21 protein-coding genes are annotated in these 18835 nt (G+C 44.9%); 14 read left to right on the top strand and 7 right to left on the bottom strand.

Translation table 11 applies throughout. The features are described from left to right. The first annotated feature begins 5 nt into the window (after window positions 1-5). From MNV_RS14360 to MNV_RS21375, 3 genes are all read left to right on the top strand, one after another. Window positions 6-578, top strand: coding sequence for a CBS domain-containing protein (locus MNV_RS14360; RefSeq protein WP_096206638.1), 573 nt, complete (start codon window positions 6-8; stop codon window positions 576-578). Next, window positions 575-1114 (top strand): HPP family protein, encoded by a 540-nt coding sequence (locus tag MNV_RS14355; protein ID WP_096206637.1) that lies wholly within the window; start codon window positions 575-577, stop codon window positions 1112-1114. The genes MNV_RS14360 and MNV_RS14355 overlap by 4 nt, the downstream gene beginning before the upstream one ends. 131 nt (window positions 1115-1245) lie before the next feature. Beyond that, a complete protein-coding gene (locus tag MNV_RS21375; protein WP_143311809.1) occupies window positions 1246-1524 on the top strand; it encodes a hypothetical protein in 279 nt (92 codons plus the stop codon). 118 nt (window positions 1525-1642) lie between these two features. On the opposite strand, the gene MNV_RS14345 is transcribed toward MNV_RS21375, so the two are convergent. Next, complete coding sequence (locus MNV_RS14345) at window positions 1643-1915, bottom strand: glutaredoxin family protein (RefSeq protein ID WP_096206635.1); 273 nt, start codon at window positions 1913-1915, stop codon at window positions 1643-1645. Window positions 1916-2343: 428 nt separating this feature from the next. Between MNV_RS14345 and MNV_RS14340 the strand changes: the two genes are divergently transcribed. From MNV_RS14340 to MNV_RS14310, 7 genes are all read left to right on the top strand, one after another. Beyond that, entirely contained in the window at window positions 2344-3582 is a 1239-nt protein-coding gene (locus MNV_RS14340; protein ID WP_096206634.1) for a vWA domain-containing protein, read from the top strand. Between the two features lie 115 nt (window positions 3583-3697). Beyond that, window positions 3698-4204 (top strand): deoxyuridine 5'-triphosphate nucleotidohydrolase, encoded by a 507-nt coding sequence (locus MNV_RS14335; protein WP_394336550.1) that lies wholly within the window; start codon window positions 3698-3700, stop codon window positions 4202-4204. 269 nt (window positions 4205-4473) lie between these two features. Next, window positions 4474-6705: a hypothetical protein gene (locus tag MNV_RS14330; protein ID WP_096206632.1), complete on the top strand. Its 2232-nt coding sequence runs from the start codon at window positions 4474-4476 to the stop codon at window positions 6703-6705. Between the two features lie 14 nt (window positions 6706-6719). Continuing rightward, window positions 6720-8636, top strand: a complete 1917-nt coding sequence (locus tag MNV_RS14325; RefSeq protein ID WP_096206631.1) for a P-loop NTPase family protein — start codon at window positions 6720-6722, stop codon at window positions 8634-8636. Further along, on the top strand, window positions 8636-9766 hold the full coding sequence (locus MNV_RS14320; protein WP_096206630.1) for a DUF444 family protein: 1131 nt from the start codon (window positions 8636-8638) through the stop codon (window positions 9764-9766). The genes MNV_RS14325 and MNV_RS14320 overlap by 1 nt, the downstream gene beginning before the upstream one ends. Window position 9767: 1 nt before the next feature. Further along, window positions 9768-11420, top strand: a complete 1653-nt coding sequence (locus MNV_RS14315) for a SpoVR family protein (protein ID WP_096206629.1) — start codon at window positions 9768-9770, stop codon at window positions 11418-11420. A gap of 136 nt (window positions 11421-11556) precedes the next feature. Then, window positions 11557-12171 (top strand): methyltransferase domain-containing protein, encoded by a 615-nt coding sequence (locus MNV_RS14310; protein WP_306453655.1) that lies wholly within the window; start codon window positions 11557-11559, stop codon window positions 12169-12171. A 556-nt stretch (window positions 12172-12727) separates the two neighbouring features. On the opposite strand, the gene MNV_RS14305 is transcribed toward MNV_RS14310, so the two are convergent. Continuing rightward, on the bottom strand, window positions 12728-13177 hold the full coding sequence (locus MNV_RS14305) for a hypothetical protein (RefSeq protein ID WP_096206627.1): 450 nt from the start codon (window positions 13175-13177) through the stop codon (window positions 12728-12730). 95 nt (window positions 13178-13272) lie between these two features. Here MNV_RS14305 and MNV_RS19825 point away from each other — a divergent pair, with 95 nt between their 5' ends. After that, window positions 13273-13431, top strand: coding sequence for a hypothetical protein (locus MNV_RS19825; protein ID WP_179294003.1), 159 nt, complete (start codon window positions 13273-13275; stop codon window positions 13429-13431). Between the two features lie 247 nt (window positions 13432-13678). Here the strand turns inward: MNV_RS19825 and MNV_RS14295 are convergent, their stop codons facing one another. The 3 genes from MNV_RS14295 to MNV_RS14285 form a co-directional block, all read right to left on the bottom strand. Then, complete coding sequence (locus MNV_RS14295) at window positions 13679-14008, bottom strand: type II toxin-antitoxin system PemK/MazF family toxin (RefSeq protein WP_096206625.1); 330 nt, start codon at window positions 14006-14008, stop codon at window positions 13679-13681. Beyond that, window positions 14005-14196, bottom strand: a complete 192-nt coding sequence (locus MNV_RS14290) for a hypothetical protein (RefSeq protein WP_218838036.1) — start codon at window positions 14194-14196, stop codon at window positions 14005-14007. Before MNV_RS14290 ends, MNV_RS14295 begins: the two co-directional genes overlap by 4 nt. A 118-nt stretch (window positions 14197-14314) precedes the next feature. Beyond that, window positions 14315-15520 carry a TIGR00375 family protein gene (locus MNV_RS14285; RefSeq protein ID WP_096206624.1) on the bottom strand — a complete coding sequence of 402 codons (1206 nt, stop codon included), beginning with the start codon at window positions 15518-15520 and terminating at the stop codon, window positions 14315-14317. 108 nt (window positions 15521-15628) lie between these two features. Here MNV_RS14285 and MNV_RS14280 point away from each other — a divergent pair, with 108 nt between their 5' ends. Continuing rightward, window positions 15629-16273 carry a molybdopterin-dependent oxidoreductase gene (locus MNV_RS14280; protein WP_179294002.1) on the top strand — a complete coding sequence of 215 codons (645 nt, stop codon included), beginning with the start codon at window positions 15629-15631 and terminating at the stop codon, window positions 16271-16273. Beyond that, the gene (locus MNV_RS14275; RefSeq protein ID WP_179294001.1) at window positions 16270-16869 is read left to right on the top strand and encodes a cytochrome b/b6 domain-containing protein; all 600 of its coding nucleotides are present in this window, start codon (window positions 16270-16272) and stop codon (window positions 16867-16869) included. The genes MNV_RS14280 and MNV_RS14275 overlap by 4 nt, the downstream gene beginning before the upstream one ends. Before the next feature lie 4 nt (window positions 16870-16873). On the opposite strand, the gene MNV_RS14270 is transcribed toward MNV_RS14275, so the two are convergent. Both MNV_RS14270 and MNV_RS14265 read right to left on the bottom strand, forming a co-directional pair. Continuing rightward, window positions 16874-17509, bottom strand: coding sequence for a translation initiation factor IF-2 subunit beta (locus MNV_RS14270; RefSeq protein WP_096206621.1), 636 nt, complete (start codon window positions 17507-17509; stop codon window positions 16874-16876). A 4-nt stretch (window positions 17510-17513) separates the two neighbouring features. Beyond that, a complete protein-coding gene (locus MNV_RS14265; RefSeq protein ID WP_096206620.1) occupies window positions 17514-18035 on the bottom strand; it encodes a 50S ribosomal protein L16 in 522 nt (173 codons plus the stop codon). 180 nt (window positions 18036-18215) lie between these two features. Between MNV_RS14265 and MNV_RS14260 the strand changes: the two genes are divergently transcribed. Further along, on the top strand, window positions 18216-18773 hold the full coding sequence (locus MNV_RS14260) for a CBS domain-containing protein (protein WP_096206619.1): 558 nt from the start codon (window positions 18216-18218) through the stop codon (window positions 18771-18773). Window positions 18774-18835 lie beyond the last annotated feature (62 nt).

Genomic DNA, 18835 nt, shown 5'->3' with positions numbered 1-18835 from the left:
GGGTAATGCAAGAGATAGAACTTGAGAGCGAAGATTTAGAAGCTGCTTTGAGGGAACTGCGCCAGTACATTGATATCACTGAAGGTGATCTAAAAAAGATATACACGGTCGCAATAAAGCATGCAAAAGAAAGGCTTTCCCTCAAGGTTCCTGTTAGCGATGTGATGACTAAGAATGTTATATCTGTTAAAAAAGATGCCAATCTTCACGAAGTGGCAAGAATCCTTTCGGAAAACAAGATCAGTGGGGTGCCGGTCGTGGATGACATGAACCATGTGATCGGTATCGTTACAGAAGCTGATATTCTTTATATGGCAGGTATGAAAAGAGGTCATACTTTCAAAGATATACTAAGGCATATCATCAGTGAGCCGCATCCAGGGAATAGAAATGGGAATACGGTAGAGGACATAATGACCTCACCGGTAATAACAGCAAAACCTGATACAGATATAAGAGAAGTATCAAGGATCCTGGATGAGAAAAGAATCAAAAGGCTCCCTGTTGTGGATGATGAAAATAGACTTATAGGGATCATATCGAGGGCAAACATAGTGCGATTTATGGGGGAGAGATGAGGGCATATCTGTTAAAGATGAAAGGTGGTGCAAGAAGCCCGCCTGGAGTTGGATTTACGGAAGTGATGTGGTCATGGCTTGGCTCGGCGGTCGGCATCGCAGCCATTGGCTTTCTTTCTTCGATATATTTTGAGCCAAGGGATTCAACTTTAATAATAGGCTCGTTCGGTGCATCGGCTGTTCTTGTTTATGCTGCGATCAAAAGTCCGCTGGCTCAACCAAGGAACTTGATCGGCGGTCATGTAATATCGGGATTTGTTGGCGTTTTGTGTTTCCAATTATTTGGGATGACCCTGTGGATAGCGGCTGCATTTGCAGTATCTTTTGCCATTGCTTCAATGCTGCTAACAAAAACTCTTCACCCCCCAGGAGGGGCTACAGCATTAATTGCCGTCATTGGGGGTGAAAAGATACACGATCTTGGTTTTTTCTATGCCTTTATGCCCGCAGGTCTCGGTGCTCTTATACTCCTGATTGTTGCTCTTGCAGTTAACAATCTCTCAAAAGATAGAAAGTATCCAGAATACTGGTTTTAGCTTTCTATTTCTAAATTCCCAGGGCTTTGCGCTTTTTCAACGCATAGGAAAGTATAAACGCATTTTCTTGACGCATAGGAAAGTATAAACGCATTTTCTTGCCCCGCTGCCGAAATGGATAAGTTGATTTCATCCGGTTACTTCTTAGCCATATTCCTGAAAAGAATTTCAAAATCGTGAGGTATGTCGGAATCTATTCAAGAAGAGGATACAGGCATAGGCAAACTGAATTCCACGAAGGGGAAATGATCCTTATTAAGAGAAGCTGGAGGGGAGAAATTAAGAAAACTTTTGACTATGATCCTCTATTATGCCCGGATTGCAACATTGAGATGGAGTTTATTGGAATATGTTACGAAGGGACTGAAAGTTATCCAACCGAAGAGCCACCGCCAAAAAGTTGTGTCTGAGGCTGAAAAGAGAGGGATTGATAAAGAACAGGTACTTTGCGATTTTCAACATCTGAAGATGCAAGGAGAAGTATATGAATCTAAATCGGGTGAAATAAGATATGTATTTTGAGCATCATCAAGCGTTAAATTGCCCCGATAGGGGCTTTCTTGAATTTATCTCTTTCAGGAGTTCCTCTCTGGATGTCCTTCCTACAAATACTACCTCTCCGTCTATGGCTATCGTGGGTACCGACATGATGTTAAGCTCGCTGGCGCGGCGCTGTCCTTCGGGGTAGGAGATATTGATTTCCTTGAATTTCATGCTTTTAGGCACTACCTGCATTAGAAGCGTCCTTAACTGGTGACAGTCGCGGCATGTATCCGAATAATAAAGTTCAATAGTGGTCATTATTTTCCCCTTTTAGTGTATGATAGCATTAATGGGTTGTTTTTGAGGCAAGATTTGTATATTTATCAATCTCGGTTCAGATTAATATTTGCTTTCACTTTATTCTAAAATTGTCAAGGTTTATGACGTACATAAGAAGTATAATTAATAAGAATTATAATTTAGAAAGATTTATATAATATAAAGAATGTGACTTTGTGTTCAATTATGTGGGAGCTACAAATAGAAAAACGGTAACATGCTGTTTTTCGCAAAACATGATTTCAAAACTACTAAATTAAAACCACATTTTAAAAAATCCGAGATGCATGGGGATTTGCCTTTATGGGTAAGGTGGTTAATGCATCAAGCGCCAGTTGGGGCGCTATACATGGCAGCCGTAGGCTAGCCTTGTAAAAGTAACTACTAAAATATTAGGAGGAAGACAAATGAAAATAAGAATGAAAACAACTGTGCCGGCTCTGCTACTGACGTTAATCCTAGTAGCAGCATCGACAATCACGCCTATTTTGGGTGGGCCTAATGATGGAACGGTAACCGGAGCTACGACTGTTTCTTCTACTGGGGTAATAACCACAACGGTGACACCCGGAATATGCGGTCCGATAGACCTCACGATAGCATTGGATGACACCGGCAGCATGGGCGGCGCAATAAGTAATATTAAGGCGGAATTGCCAACAATAATTTCAACAGCAACCACAGCATCTGGCGGGGATTTGATGGTAGGGTATATGACTTTCAAAGATGATGTTACGGTGCACAATAACCTGACTACCAATATCAGTGCAGTGATGGATTCTATCAATGCCACCTTTGCAGGCGGAGGAGCAGGCGCCCCGGAAGCGTCTGACGAGGCTAAAAATACCTCTGTGAACAACCTGCCAGACGGAACGAGGCCGGATGCCGCAGGTAACATTGGAACTCAAACCGGGAACTACACGACGCCGTATAGAGCAAGCGCCACAAAAATGGTTGTGCTGATAACAGATGCTCCACCGGGTGGATTCAATGACATCCAGGACGCTGCGGACAACATTTCACTGAATACCACGCATCCACTTGCTGCCTTGGCTAAGGGCATCAAGGTATCAGATGTGTTTGTACCAACAAGCGGAGATTATGCTGGTCAGGCTGCACTCTTAGCTGAGGATGCAAATGTTACAGGCGGTGCATTCATAACAACAGCAGCCAATGGCAGCGGAACAGGGGCAGCAATAACTTCGATTATAGCAGCATGCGGTGGCGTAACACCGCCCAAAGTTGAAGGACGAATGACAGGTGGAGGCAGTGTATTCAATGCTAGCATGCGTGTAACTCATGGTTTTATGCTCAGCAGTAATATAAGTGATGAGTCCAACAATCTTCAGGTCAACTGGGACAAAGGCAACAAGTTCCATCTTGAAAATCTTACATCAGCCACTCTTAGCGATGATCCAGCAATTGTGCCCAATCCACCTGCTGCAGGGTTTGATACCTATGTGGGCAATGGTACAGGTCGTTACAATGGCGTATCTGGCGCAACGATAGAGTTTACCTTTACCGATGCAGGTGAACCAGGCAGCAACGACACCGCCAAAATCATCATCAAGGATGCCAGCGACAACATTGTCCTATCGGTATCTGGCAACCTGGAAAATGGAAATCAACAGGCACACAACGAATGAACATTGTATAAATATTTATGGGGTTTAACCCTCTCTTATTTTTTAATTTTAAAGATTAAAGTTTCATCTCTTATTCTCAGCAATATTTATCTCAATGTATTCTAATTATGTTCTCATGCTATCCTACAATGAACTGATTTCTTCGATCAATAAAAAACCTCCCCTGGTGGAAGAGATGATCGACCCCGGTATCCAGGTCCAGCCAAATGGCATTGAGCTGACTTTGCAGAGGGTCGAGGTTCATAGTGGTTCAGGTGCTATAGCTTTTGACAATTCAGAGCGAAAGCTCCCTCAAACCAAAAACCTTGAGTTCGATAAAGATGGCTGGGTATATCTAGCCAAAGGCAGCTACAAGATCGTATTCAACGAAATCGTGAATATCCCTAAAAACATCGCTGCAATAGCCAAACCCCGCTCAAGCCTGCTCCGGTGCGGGGCGACGGTTGAGACCGCCGTGTGGGATGCAGGATACAGCGGGAGAAGCGAGAGCCTGCTTGTTGTGTATAACGAGAAGGGTTTTAAGCTTCGGAAAAATGCGCGGGTATTGCAACTGCTGTTTTTCAGGCTGGGCGAAGACGTGCCGCAGGGTTATTCAGGTGTTTACCAGAACGAGAACATTTGAGATCATAGGGTTGTGGGAAGAACATTAGTTTTTCTTTTTTTATAACCAGTCTGTTTTTAAATTAAGGCTACCGGTAATTAAAAATTGCATATTTTTAGTTATTTTTTATGAGTAATAATTTTTATAGTTGGCTTGCTGCCATTGGTTACGCAACATTATAAAAAAACACAAGATTAAATTTTATCTAAAGATACTGCCGTCCGATAATGTTTTATAACTCTTCGTTGTATTGAAAAATAAACCTCAATTTTAACTAAAAGGGTTAAAACATGGAAACTCAAGAAACTGGAAAAGAACTTAAAGAGGTTGTATACCTTGGTGACGATGTAATAAGAATCGACCCGGATGAATTTGAGCGCAAGGAACTCAGCCTGGACGATTTTCTAACTATGTTCCAGGAACGCCCGTCCCTGGGCTTTAACGCGTTCCAGCGGTTATATGCCGCACTGAGAATGTTCGGGACTGAGGAATCCAGAAAGCCCTGGAAACACAGGAGATGGAGATTCCTGGATGACAGGGTAGAAAGCCCCTGGAAAAGAGCCGGGGCGACAAACCCGTTCGAGATATATCTTTACGGTATAGAAGAGCCGGTAAATGAGATCATGCATCACCTGGAAGAAGCATGTATAAACAGGGATGCTCAGAGCAGGTTCTTTATCCTGATAGGTCCTCCGAGTTCTGCAAAGACCGATTTGATCAATCTCATGGCATACACCCTTGATGGCTATGCGACAAAACCCGAAGGCGAACTGTACAGTATTAAATTCGATCTTGGCGGTGTCTCGGAACTCTTCGGCGGACTGACCGAGCTATACTGTCCAGCACATGAGAACCCGCTGAATTTTATTGACCGGAAAAAGCTTAAACCGGTTTTAGAGGAAGCCAATTCAAAGGTCCATCACAATTTCAGGTGGAGAGAGATATATCCGACGCTCTCAAGATGCCCGACCTGCCAGCACGTTATACAGGTACTTAAGAACAACGGCGAAAAGGACTGGAAAGAGAGGGTCAAGGTTGTAAATCTGCTTCCGCAGACGGACGCAATGATGGAAGAGTTCCGCCCGACAGCTGAGAAGGCTTATGACCCCTCAAAGATCTTCGGTGGTTCCGTGAACATGAAAAGGTTCTCAAAATTCCTTGACAAAGAGCATCCGCTGGCGCTTAATTACGGAATAGGCGGCGCTATAGACGCCCCCTCGCCGCAGCACCATATCGTACATTTCTCCGAGATGTACAAAGCGCATGAGGTCGGCCTGCTGGATGAAGTGCTTGACTTGATCACGAGCAGGAACCTGAAGGTCATCGGGAAATACGATGTCAGGATAGATTCGGTCATATTTGCCACGACCAACCTTGAGGAGTACGGTAAAATAAGCTCCATACCGAGACTGGGGGAATATCTTAAAACACGGTCTAACAAGATTGTGATGGGGCATCTGGTAGTAATGGATGACCTGGCAGAAGCCCTGAAAAGAAGGATTTTCAAAAACCTGTCTGAGAAAAGAGGCATCCATGTGCCGCCGCATTATATTGAAAGGCTGCTGGCACCGATAGCTGTACTCTCGACCCTGGACGCACCTGATTCCTCGCTAAAAGTAACACTGCTCCAGAAGGCGCTGGTATATAACGGCGAGATACCCCATGGATTTGAGAGAAAACTGGAAGAGATGCACCAGGAATTAAAAGACGCAGCCCAGTTAAAACCCATGGAAGAACTGACCGAGGGAATAAAATACGGCATACCCTTCAGGTTTTTCCAGGACCTCCCGGCAAGGATGCTGTTAGCACTGGATAAGATCCCGGAGGAAAGTAAAGCCGAGATCCTTGACCCCGGTTACAAAGGCTGCCTGTGCATGATTAATATCCTGAGCTTTTACAATGAGGTCGTCCGGACTTATGACGGGATAAACCCGGAAACAAGAAGAAGGATAGTGGACATGAGAACACCCGGGCAGAAGAACGAGCCTGCCGAGCTGTCTCTTTTTGAAGCGAACGAACTTTATCACCAGTCGGTCGTCAAGGATGTCAGTAAAGCCATCCTCGGAGAGGAACGGATAAAAAATATAGCCCTCCGGTACCTGGTACAGGTATACGAGGATGAGATCGGGAAAAAGGATTATAAAGACAAGACCGGGAAGACCCAGTCCATAGATTATAGCTTCCTGGAATCTATAGAAAAAGCTTCCGGGATAGCTAACCCGAAGGACTTCAGGAAGAACTTCGCCAATCACGTAAAGTACAGGCTCCATGACTTTACCGAAGAAAAATACCCGATGGAGAAGCTGACCCTGCAGCTTCTGGCAGAGGACAGGACTTTCAGGAAAGCCATAGAGGATTATGCCATAAAAAATGTCCTCCCAAGCATGGTCGATGATGTTTCAATAGTATACAGCCCTGCAAATGAACCTGTGATGCAGGAACTGTACAAGGCAGGCTACTGCAAGTCGTGCGCATCCATAGTGCTCCAGATAGCCTCAAAAGTCAGGAGAGAAAAGAAATAACAGTCTATGCTATCATGGCTGAAACAAAAAAAGATATAAACAAACTACATAGCCAGACCCAATCCCTGTTCTCAGGGATATCGTTCTCAGATTATCTGGCGCTGGTTAAAGAAGATAGCTCCATTGCCGAAAAAAGCGCACAGAGGCTATACAGGATAATCTCAGCCAATTACAGAAAGTCAGGCGGGCTCCGGGAATACCCTTTTTTTAAGGAAGGGAAGTATAAGATAGAAGGTCTTTTTGAATCTCTGGGCAGGTTTGTCAGGGGCGTTTACATCGTATCAAAATCCTATGAAAGAGGGTTGGTGCCGCTTGTCCTGCTCATAGGTCCTACCGGCAGCGGAAAAACCGAGATAAGTAAGATCCTGGATAAAGGGTTGACAGAAGACCTGGAAAAAAACCCGAGGTTTACATTCTATTTCGTCGATAAAGATAAAGAGATATATTGTCCGTTTAACGAAGACCCCCTGAACCTCATCACCACTTCAAATTCGTTGATCCCTGAGGAGCTAAGGGAAAAATACTCAAAATACGGCGGAAGTAATTTATGTCCCGCATGCTCGAAGATCTATAAAAGGCTGGTCAGGAAGGCTGCTAAAAGACTTGAGGATAACCTCCGGGAAATGAAAAAAGAAAACACATCGGATATAATAGCCTCAATCGAAGATGAAAATGAGATTATCTATATCCTGGATGACATTGTCCGGGTAATCAGGCTTGAGCCTCAGATAGCCTCGGTAGAACTTGTGCATAAAGACTTTCCGGATATTTTCGAAGATGTGCTGAAGAAAGCCAACCGGGGTATCCTGAATATAGAGATTGATGATAAAGCCATTAACACAACCCCTGATACGAACTACCAGCTTCTGCTAAGGCTCAGGGACCTGAAAATCCCGCTCAGGGACGGTTCGATATTTTCTCCAGATATGGTCGTGCTGATGTACGCGAACACGGAGATGCATGAGATAAATAAAGCAGCCCCTTTAAAAGATGCGATATATCCGGTTTTTATAAGAAGGAACCTGTCCTGCACGGCAGAGGAAAATATCCTTAAGAAGGGGGAATTGCCGTTCAGGCATATTTCTCCCGAAGCCCTGGCTATCTTGGCAAAGTTCGCCGTAGGGAGCAGGATAGATGTAAATTCTACAGCAGATCTGAAGAAGTACCTGGACGCTTATGAAAAATACGAGTATGGGAAAAGACTTTCGGAAGAGGAGACAGAGCTGATAAGGAAAAGGGTTCCTGAGGCGGCAGAAAGCAAGGACGGCTGGAAAAAAGGGCTCTCATCAAGAACGCTTCTTTTTGACCTGTTCAACATGGCAAGACCCGATGAATGCCTTACTCTGGAGCATGTCGAGGGGTATCTTGAGAAGAGAAAAGAAGATTCCAACTTCAAAACATCAGCAGAGGTACCACTTGAGGCGTTAAGGAATACAGCGCTCAGGGATGTCATACTTGCTTACACGGTAAACTCTCTCGGTTTTGATAGTACTATTAATGATGCGGAAAAACTGTTCTCCTACTACATCAGCCTGTTCAAATCGAAAAAATTCGAAACCAAATCAAAAATACAGGTAGTCGGGGTCGGTGAAGTTCCTGTACAGGAAGAGATGGAAAGAATAGCCAGGAAACTCAATGTTTACAAAGCAGATGGAAAGGTACTGGATGCTGCTATCGATAAGTACTTCATCGAAAATAAAGAGCCTCCGGCATTCTCCCAGCTTCTGGCAATGAGACCCGACGTAATAGCGATCGATGAGGAGATGCTGAATTTCATACCATGGAAAGAACTGAAGCAAAGCGGAGAACTTAATCCGAAAGACTCCGAAAGGCTTGGAAAAATTACCAGTATTTTGAAAAAAGAACTTGGATACTGTGATGACTGCGCCGAATCTGTGGTCAGGATAACATCAAGGGCGGTGATAAAATAATGAGCGATCCAATAGGCTCGGCAAGAAAGAAATACAGGAAAAGGGTGGAGGAAGCGAAAAAGAAGACAATAGGCCAGCTAAAATACATCGAGCTCGGCTCGATGAAAAGAGGAGAAGTAATAAGGCTGAGGATACCCATCGTCCATCTCCCGCATATAAAATACGGCCCATGGACGCCGGGAGTCGGTTCAGGTCCGGGGAAGGAAGGGGATAAGGTATTCCCGAGCGAGGGAGGGGCAGGAGGAAGGAAAGGTGGAAGGGGCGTAGTTGAGGCGATATACGAAGATATTACGATAAAAGACCTTGTAAGCTGGATGAAGAACGAGCTTGAACTGGAAACGATCAAACCCTCTAAAAGGAAGAAAGAGATTGATAAAATAACCTATCCTGCAATCTCTAAAAGGGGTTCGGAATCGCTTCTTGACCTGGATGAAACCCTGTATGCCATGGTGGACAGGCAGATAGTTGCCGGTGAAATGAAGCCCGGAGACGGGTTGCGGATAAAGATAGATGAAGAAGACCTCAGGTACAGGTTCCCGAAGGTGAAATACAAGCCGTCCAAGGATGCACTTGTGATTTATATCCGGGATGTTTCACAGTCAGTTACACCGGCTGACCTGGAAGCCTCGTACATACTGAGTTTCCTGGTGGATACGTGGTTAAAGGAGTTCTATCCGAAAGTAGAGAGAGTTTACATAGCGCATAATGATTTTGCCTGGGAGGAGTCAGAAGAGAACTATTACAGGCTCCAGGCAAGCGGCGGAACGAGCTTCGGTCCTGCCTATGAGATACTGAATGCAATGATGACGGGCAGGGATTACGAAAGAAAAACGCAGGTAAAAAGAAGGATAGATAAAGGCGATGTTGATATTTACTTAATTCAGATGACCGACGGGGAGAACTGGGACCACGAGGTAGCCCTCTCCAGGCTTGCAAAACTGATGCCAGACCTGACCAGGCTATGTTTCCTTGAGACCCATCTTTACGAGGAAGAGGATACTAAATTCCTGACCGCACTGAGGAACATATACAGTCCCCTGGTCAGCGAAGGGAAGGTCAGGTTATGCACGATCGGTAAAAAGGACGACCTGTGGAAAGCCATGAGAGAATTTTTCGGCAAAAGAGGATAAGATGAGAAAACCGATAATAAAAGTCTGGAACGACGGGATGGTTGATAAAGAGCTTACTGAAATAGCAAATGAGATAGCGGAGTTCTGCGTGGAAAAATACAGGCTTGACATCACCGATATAAATTTCAATATTGTAAACCTGGAAGACCTGTGCAGTATTATTGCGACCGGCGGATGGGTGATGTTCCCTCAGCACTGGAGCCTCGGGCAGCAGTATTTCATACAGAAGAAAGGGCATACTCTGGGATACTGGCAGGTTTATGAGATAGTAGTCCCGAGCGAAGTCTGGGAAGAGAAAAGAAAGGAGCCTGCTGAAGCTTATATCTACAGCGGCGACAGTCTTACGGACATCAAGCTCGTCATGGCGCATGTTTACGGTCATATACATGCCTTTGAGAACAACTGGAAAATGAACGAGTTCAAGCCTTCTTCACCCATGGCGTTCATGGCAGAACAGAAGGAAAGGATAGCAGAGATCGAGAAGGATGTGGGTGAAGAGAATGTTGAAAGGCTTATGGACATAGGATATACGTTATCCACACTTGTTGACAGGTATCCGGTAAAAAAGAACGGTGAAGAGGTTGTCAAGGAGTTACCGTTTGAGAAGTTCGTTATTTCGCCGGGTGAGAAGAAAAAAAGGCTGATAGATGAGATCGAAAAGAAATCAAAAAGAGAGAATATCCCGGAAGAAAGGGATTATGACGTTTTTAAGTTCATAGTAGATAATGCCGATACGCTTGCGGATTGGGAAAGGGAGATATTAAGTATGACGTGGGAGCAAAACCGCTACCTTTCTACATGGGGGCTCTGCAGGTACCTGAATGAGGGTTTTGCAGCGCTTGTCGATTTAAAGTACTGTCTTGACAGTAGGCTTCCAATGGGTGAAACTTTCAGGTGGCTGAAACAGAGGACGACCGGAACTTACCAGCCCGGGCAGAGTGAGAAGGAAGGACAGGAAGGTTCTGAATCGCATGGCGGCAGGACCGTAGAAATAAATCCATACTGGCTTGGCATGAATATGCTGCTGGACGTTATCGAGAAATGGGATAAGGGACGGTTTGACCTTGACTATGAGCAGTTGGAAGATGCCAGGGAAAGACATGATTTTAATCTGAGGCTTGACAGGGGCTGGGATAAAGTCTTGGAAATAGTTGCGACCAACACGGATTATACTTTCATCAACAGCTATTTTACGGAGGATTTCTTTACTAGGGTCGCAAGCGGCATGTTCGTGTATGCAGGCAAAGAGCCTGAAAAAGATAAAAGGGTGGAGGATACCTATACCATAACAAGCAGGAAGTACCAGAGTATAAAAGATACTTTGCTTTTTGAGACTTATAATAACGGTCTGCCCAGGCTATATGTGGAGAAGGGCGGAGGGAATTATAATAATAAGAAAGAGCTGTACCTCGTCCAGGACTTTTCAGGTTATGATAAACTGGGTCTTTCTCCCAGAGAGCTGACGCTCCAGCCTGCAGAAACAAGCGAGGTATTGCTGAAAGCCCTGTATGAGGCATGGAGAAGACCGGTGCACCTTGAGACCGTTAACAGGGAAGGAAAAACCATCGTGCTCAGCACTTACGATGGAAAGGAGATAAAGGAGAACCGCCAGGATGGCAAGAAAACAGATGTGGTTGTCGTTCCGGTACATTAGTGGGGCGGGTAAGGCGGAAAAAGTGCCGGTGGGGTTTGGTTATTGGGCAAGGCGCAGTATAAAGTTTAAAATAGTATAGAAGCAATGTTTTAAACCGGGTAACGTCCATCGGTATTGGAAAAAAGGAGGAAAAGATATCTCAATTGAATATCTTGGATATGTCAATCCGGAATATCTGGAGACCCTTGCTCTAAAAGTTAAGCCGCTTAAAGAACGCAGTTACGAATTAATGCATTTACAGACCGGGTACCAGGTTATCGATTTAGGCTGCGGTTCAGGTACAGATACAATCCCATTGGCTGAATTTGTTGGCCCTGCCGGCAAGGTAATCGGAGTAGATACCGATAACCAGATGATCGTAACCGCTAACAAAAAAGCGAAAGAAGCTGGTGTTGCGGATCGGGTGATACATAAGCATTATGACGCAATTTCACTTCCCTGCGACTCTAACTACTTTGACTCCTGCCGTACTGAGCGTTTGTTCCAGCATGTGTTAAACCCTGAGAAGGTCTTATCCGAGATGGTCAGAATTACCAAACCAGGAGGATGGATTGTAGCAGCAGATTCAGATCATAGTACATTGAGTATAGACAATTCTGTTACTGATGTTGAGTGGAGAATGCGTCGCTTTCGCACAGACAAGTTTAAAAGCGGCTATGCAGGTCGCCAATTATATCGCTTATTCAAGCAGCAAAACCTTGCAGATATCATCGTTGAAATATTCCCGTTTTTTCAACTGACTACACCTTAGTACGATATTTTGCTTTACTGGATGAAGCCGAGCGCGAGGCTATTGCCGCCGGTATTATCACTGAAGAGGAACTGCAACGCTGGCATGCGAATCTTGAACAGACTGATGAAGAGGGTGTGTTTTTTGCCAGTTTCACTATGATGTTGGTTGCGGGTCGTAAGATGCTTTAAGAGCCTATCCGAAAAGTTAAAACCACAGAGGCACAGATATTTTTAAACACATCTCTGTGTTCTCTGTGCCTGGTATGAAAACAGACACTATTTAAACAACGAACTAATACGAACTCACAACGAACTCCGGTTGCGTGAGTTCGTATTAGTTCGTACGAGTTCGTTGTTAATGCCTGTTTTGTTGTACTTTTTCATGTTCATTTATGAACCCGCAGTTCATGGCAGACTCTGTGGCAAATATAATCAAAAGCCACAGAGACGTAGAGAGTTTTTTCAAAATACTTCTCTGCGTCTCTGTAGTTCATTCGGAATATACTATTGATTGATTTCCTGAATAGGATCTTACAGCCATTCCCAACCGGTATTGGCACGAAGGAATATCTATCTTAATTATCCCTGTACTCTATTGATGGCCGCCCCGATTTCAACAACCTGTCCATGCTGCGTGCAAACCCCCTCAGGAATCTCTGGCTCAGCACGTTGTTGAGTATAACAGGCTCACCTATCCTGAGCGGTTCCAGCCAGTCCCTCTTTTTTTTATCCATTAAAGGCAGGACAAGCTCGCCTATAGGCGATTTGGATGAGGCATCCGGTGAGGTCTCATCAAGGGGAACAACAGTGAAATACTCCTTTGCGAACAGAGGCTGCGGTCTGTTATTCTCCAATTTCGATACAAGCACACTATCCTCGTATGGCACTATATCCGTATTTACAGCGAGCGCTTTCTTGTTCACTCCGATCTGGTTCGGTTTCAACTCTGCGGACTGACCGCCAATTATAGTGACATACCAGTGCTTAAGGGTCTCAACCGGATAAGGATACAGGTTATTTCTCATAGATTTAATTCTATCTCTCATTGTTCTTAAATATTAACCATCCCGGCAGAATCACCAAAAATACTTATCTACCTTTAGAATTAAATATGGGCTTCATGGGAGAAACAATCATCAGCCCGATCACTTCCGATGGTAAGATAACGCTTCCCAGAGAGCTAATAGAAAAATTCAATCTTAAGGACTTTGTGGAAATTGAAGAAACGCTCTGCAACAAAGGGATATTGATAAGAAAGCACTCGGAAGAGAAACTATAGGTAATTTGCGAAAACAATTAGATATCACAAAGATCCATACGTAATCGGTTAAAGAAACATTACGATAAAACATGGATAGCACGGATGCGCGCTGATTTCGTATCCGTGAACATCCGTCTGATCCGTGTCATCCGTGTCCTGCGTCGTAGCGTTTTTCATACTAAGGCGCAAAATACGAGTTTAACAAGAAACAATGATGAAACCGGTACATACAGGACTCGCAAATAATACTGGATTTGCGAATTTACTATATCTCCAATACTTTTTTTATTTTTTGATTTACTTCTCTCCTTAATTCCTGATCAAGTTCCCCAATCTCGCCCACAATTAAATCTTTCAGTACAGTTGCGATTTTATCAAGCTTTATAACTGAATCCACTTTCAATCCTGCGTTTTTAAAAGCAGAATGATTCTTTGTTATTAAAACATCTACCATAGAAGGTTCTGATGGTAGTTTTGAGGAAATAAATGCCATGATTGCATCCTTGTCGCCGTCGTATAGCACTAAAGCTGGTCTGAGCTTTGCAGCAGTTAAGTCAGTAAACGGAAAAGGCACAAGCACTATTTTTCCTTTCATTTATATCTGACCTTTAAATCCTCTAATTTATAAATATCCGGCTCATTCTCAAAAAAACCTGATAAAGACTTTTCAGCAAGCTTCATCATCGAAATGATTTCTTTTTCGTATAAAAGCTCATCAACTTTTTTAGAAATCTCGATTACATATCGCTTTATATCCTTTACCTCGGTTTCTATATCTATCATATTGTTATCTTTACGATATGTACATATAAAAATATGATTGAGAAGTCTTTTAAAATAACTTGCAATAATTTCTTTTCTTGGCACTTTTAAAATTTTTAAGAATTATTTGCAGCTAATTTCAATAATCAAACAAAGACCTCTGAGGTTCAGGTCTGTCAGGAACCGACTCAGCCTCCGATAGCTCAATCTTCCCATACTGCCCCCCGCCGCCCGGATGCACTTTCACCCTCCCTTCCCTGAAAGCCGCTATCGCATTGATAACGCGCTCATCCACCCCCGAATCCTTAACATTGGCATCGACCAGCACCGTTACCTCGGAGCCGTATTGCTCTATCAGCGCATCCCATATCTTCTTCACACCCTTCGTATTCGTCCCTATCCCCAGAGCCATAGCAATTATTTCGGATAACGGTATCAGGTGAAGATAAGGCGGTCTATGCGGCGGATGCTGCGGCTTATCATACATTGCAAGCTCATTGACCCTGTCCTTTACGCCCTTTTTTATCATCCCGCCGCAGGAGCATGTCCAGTTCTTGATAATGCTCTCCCGCAATGTGTAATGCTTGAAGCACCGGATGCATGCGCTCTCGTTATATTTTCCCTCTTCCGGAGGCAGACCAACATTGAGAACTGGCTTTCTTCCTTTTTCGCGTATTATCGCCATCTTCAATTCATCAAAACTGATGCTCTCCATCTCAAAGCGGTTGAACTCGCGCGCCAGTTTATTCACGTAGGGGGAATGGGCATCGGAGTTTGTGAGGAAAGTGAGGCAGCGAAGCTCCGAAATCCTGTCAGCGTACGATGTATCAGCGCTCAGGCCAAGCTCGATAAGATAAATATAATCAGCCATGTCCCCGTAGCAGTCTTTCAGCGAGTTGTGATACGCGTACATCGCTGTCCATGGCGTGAACGCATGCGCAGGACCGATGAGCGCACCCGCATCCTTTGCAGCCTGTGCGATCTCGGCGCCGTTCATTCTCACGTTCGGCCTGCCGTCGGAGTCGATACTGTTCGACCTCGGTCTCATGAGTTCGTACAGTTCTTCAGCCTTGGATACGGAAGGGATGATGAGGAGATGATGCACCTGGTTCATGTCCTCGACCTCGGCAGTGAGGACAAAGAATGCCTCATTTAGCCTGAAAACCCCGTTCTCTTCTTTTAATTTCTTTATCTCAGCAAGCCACTTAGGGTGCAGGCAGTCTCCGGTGGCCACAAGCTGGATCCCTTTCTTCCCGGACTCTGCGGCAAGCGTGTGCAGGTCCATCTTGGGGGATGTCGCCATGCTGTATTTTGAATGGATGTGGAGGTCGGCGTTCACGAGCATGAGAGGAGCTAATGGATCAAATGGGATATAGGGATTGCGTTAATAATTTTTCATCAACAGTCAGGTATTTACCTTTTAGATGCTATCTTGGAACTGGGGGAATATCAAGTGAACAAGGAGAAAGAATCCAGGTCAGTCTTGAAGCGTATCAGCCGCAGAAAATTCCTGATATGGCTCGGCATTTTTCTGGGTATAATACTTGCAGGAATCAGCATAATCAAAGAGAAGGCGATAAGAACAATCAACAGATTCCGGATAAGAAGTGTTGAACAGACACCTTCTTTTGACCCTGATACATGGAAACTGGCAATAGACGGGCTCGTAGACAAACCTCTTACTATCTACTATAAAGAACTCCTGGAACTTAAAAGCGAAGAACAGATATCTGATTTTCACTGCGTGGAAGGCTGGTCTGTGGATAAAGTAAAATGGAAAGGCTTGCGGTTAAGAACTCTTTTCGATATGGCAGGGCTCAAGCCTGAAGCTACTGCTGTATCGTTCCATTCGGCAAGCGGCATATACACGGACAGCCTCACCATAAAAGAGGCGCTTGAGCCTGAGGTCATGCTGGCTTACATGCTGAACGATGAACCTTTGCCCGGAGAACAGGGAATGCCGCTGCGACTGGTGATGCCCAGGATGTTCGGATACAAGAGCGTGAAATGGGTCAACCGGATCACGCTCACGGCAGCGCAGGAGGTGGGTTACTGGGAGGCTCTTGGATACAAGATGGACGGAGTGACGTATCCGTGAGACTGCCAAGATTTGATGCTTCGGCAAGGGTTTTGCACTGGTCCCATGCTGTTATCTTTATCTGGCTCCTGGCAACAGGCATCCAGCTTTTCCTGACCCCAAAATCGCTTCTTGGCGACCCATTAATAAGAAGGATACATCTCTATGCTTCACTGCCTTTTATTCTACTGCCGGTCATGATTTATATCGCCGGAAGTTCCCTGACCCGCATAGATATAAAAGAGCTGATTTCGTGGACAGGCGATGACCTAAATTGGTTCGTCGAACTCTTAAAGAACAGAAAAACCGCAGCTACCGGAAAATTCAACGGCGGGCAGAAGGTAAATTTCATAGTGATGCTGCTGCTGATAGCAGGTCTCTCCTTTTCGGGTTTTGTGGTCTGGATGAAGTCGTTGTTCAGCGTAAATTTTGTGGAATTGAATTTCCTTGCCCATGACTCGCTGGCGATACTTTCCATATTGCTGCTTGCAGGTCACATCACATTCGCGCTGTATAACAGTGAATCCCTGCACGGTATCATTTTCGGGACGGTGGATGAAAAATGGGCGGAGGAACATTACCCGGCGTGGTTTGAACAGGAAACCGGAATTAAATAATACATCAAGCTTTCTTTTCAATAACCTTCTTTTCAATAAGTTCGGCAAAAGCGAGATTCCCTGTAATCTTTTTAATTTTTATTTTGACAGAATCCCCTTTAACAACACCCGGCACATAAATAGTATATTTATCCTTTTTGGCGATGCCGTCCCCTTTCCTTCCGACAGCAGCTATCATTATATCGTAGGTTTCGCCTTCTTTCAGCGCTTCTTCCTTTATGATAACGCCCGCTTGCCGTTTTGTGACCGGTCTGTGGGCACCGCATGCATCGCATCGCAACGTCAAAATCCTGTCAACCTTGATCAGGTGCGTATCCGGACGCCCGCATTCGGAGCATGTTACGTATTCCTGGATATACGCATCGATAAGCTCCGAAATAACGCCTGATGTGAATTTGCCATGGAATACCGCCCTTGAACCTTCTAGTTTACCGGCTGTACCCAGTTCCCTGAGCAGGAATTTAAATACATGCTCAGGTTCGCGGTTCAATTTATCTGCTATGGCAGCGAAGTTCTCAAGTACCGTCGTCTTTCCTTCGGTAAGCAGCCTGGGCTCAGGAACTACAAAACGCTCCCCTGAGCCTTTTATTTCAGGCAGCTTGGAAAGTGCCCTGTCAAGATCTGCAAGATAATCGTTCATGAGTTTAAGTTAAAACCAGTTCCTGGCCCTTTTCGACGACCAGTCTGATCGGTGTCGGCAGTTTATGTCCTGCTGAGACCAGTGCTTTTTTTGCCGCAATAAAGCTTGCCGGATGTATGGATAATGTCATGAGCTTTTGACCTGCCTTTACCCTGGCAGCAGTGCCCACAGCCTTTCCGAAAGCCTGGCGCATTCCCTGTGATACACGGTCTGCTCCTGCCCCGGTCGCCTGTTTGTTCTCCCTGAGAACCTCATGCGGAAAGACCCTTATCTTCAAGTGGTAGCTGTTAGGTCCGACGCCTTCAAGCAGCGGCCTGTTCGCGGCGATGCGTGCAGCTTCAAGAGCGCTGTGCCGTATCTGGCACGCTTCTTTAGCTACGACGGATATTTCTACAGGGAACTCATCTTTTAAGTTCCCAATGTCAAATGTTACGATCTTGCTTCCAGGCACACCGCCCATGTACTCCCGTCTGGTATATGAGCGCTGGGTGATGTTCCTGTACATTCTTCCTGGTTTTCTTGCCATTGGATAATCCTCCGATAATCTGGATATGCGTATAAAAATGTATTACGCGGTTTCAACTCAGATTACTTCCAAGCATATAAGCTTTATTGAAACTGGAAGCGATGGCGGGAAGTTAAGAATTTACAAAATAATATATCCAACCGAAATATTAATATATATCTTATTACTCACAGTAATATAATGTTTCTCCCTACACCAGCTGATTTAAAAAAGCTCCGGACAGATTTGCATCTTACCCAGCATGAACTCGCTTCCCGCGCCGGGGTAAGCCAGCCGCTGATAGCGCGCATCGAGGCAGGAGATGTTGATCCCAGGCTCTCCACGCTGCGTAAGATATTCAATGCCTTTGATGCTGCAAGAAAGGAGAAGATAGACGTTATTAATATAATGCATGCCCCCGTCATACATACAAGCTCGGATAGTTCGATAGAGGAAGCTGCAAGGATCATGGAAGAGCACGGCTTTTCCCAGATGCCTGTCATCGACAGTGGAGTCCCGGTGGGCAGCATCTCTACCGACCAGATCGTGCACTCGATGACAGATCAGGATATAAAAAAGGTATCGCATTTCCTTGTGCGTAACATCATGGGCGACTCATTCCCGACCGTATCCCCGACGACAGATATGAATACAGTGTCAAGGATACTTGAGGAGAATCCTGCCGTGCTCGTGCTTGAGAAAGGGAAAGTTGTGGGTGTTGTGACCAAGCATGATTTCATGAAGATGTTAAGGGGATAACGACCGGAAAATGTATAAGTGGAAACGATGTGAAGAACATTTACTAAAATGCAATATCGATG

It is taken from the genome of Candidatus Methanoperedens nitratireducens, from assembly GCF_900196725.1.
In the GTDB taxonomy this organism is placed as follows: domain Archaea; phylum Halobacteriota; class Methanosarcinia; order Methanosarcinales; family Methanoperedenaceae; genus Methanoperedens; species Methanoperedens nitroreducens_A.
This window is presented reverse-complemented; position numbering and strand designations above follow the sequence as displayed.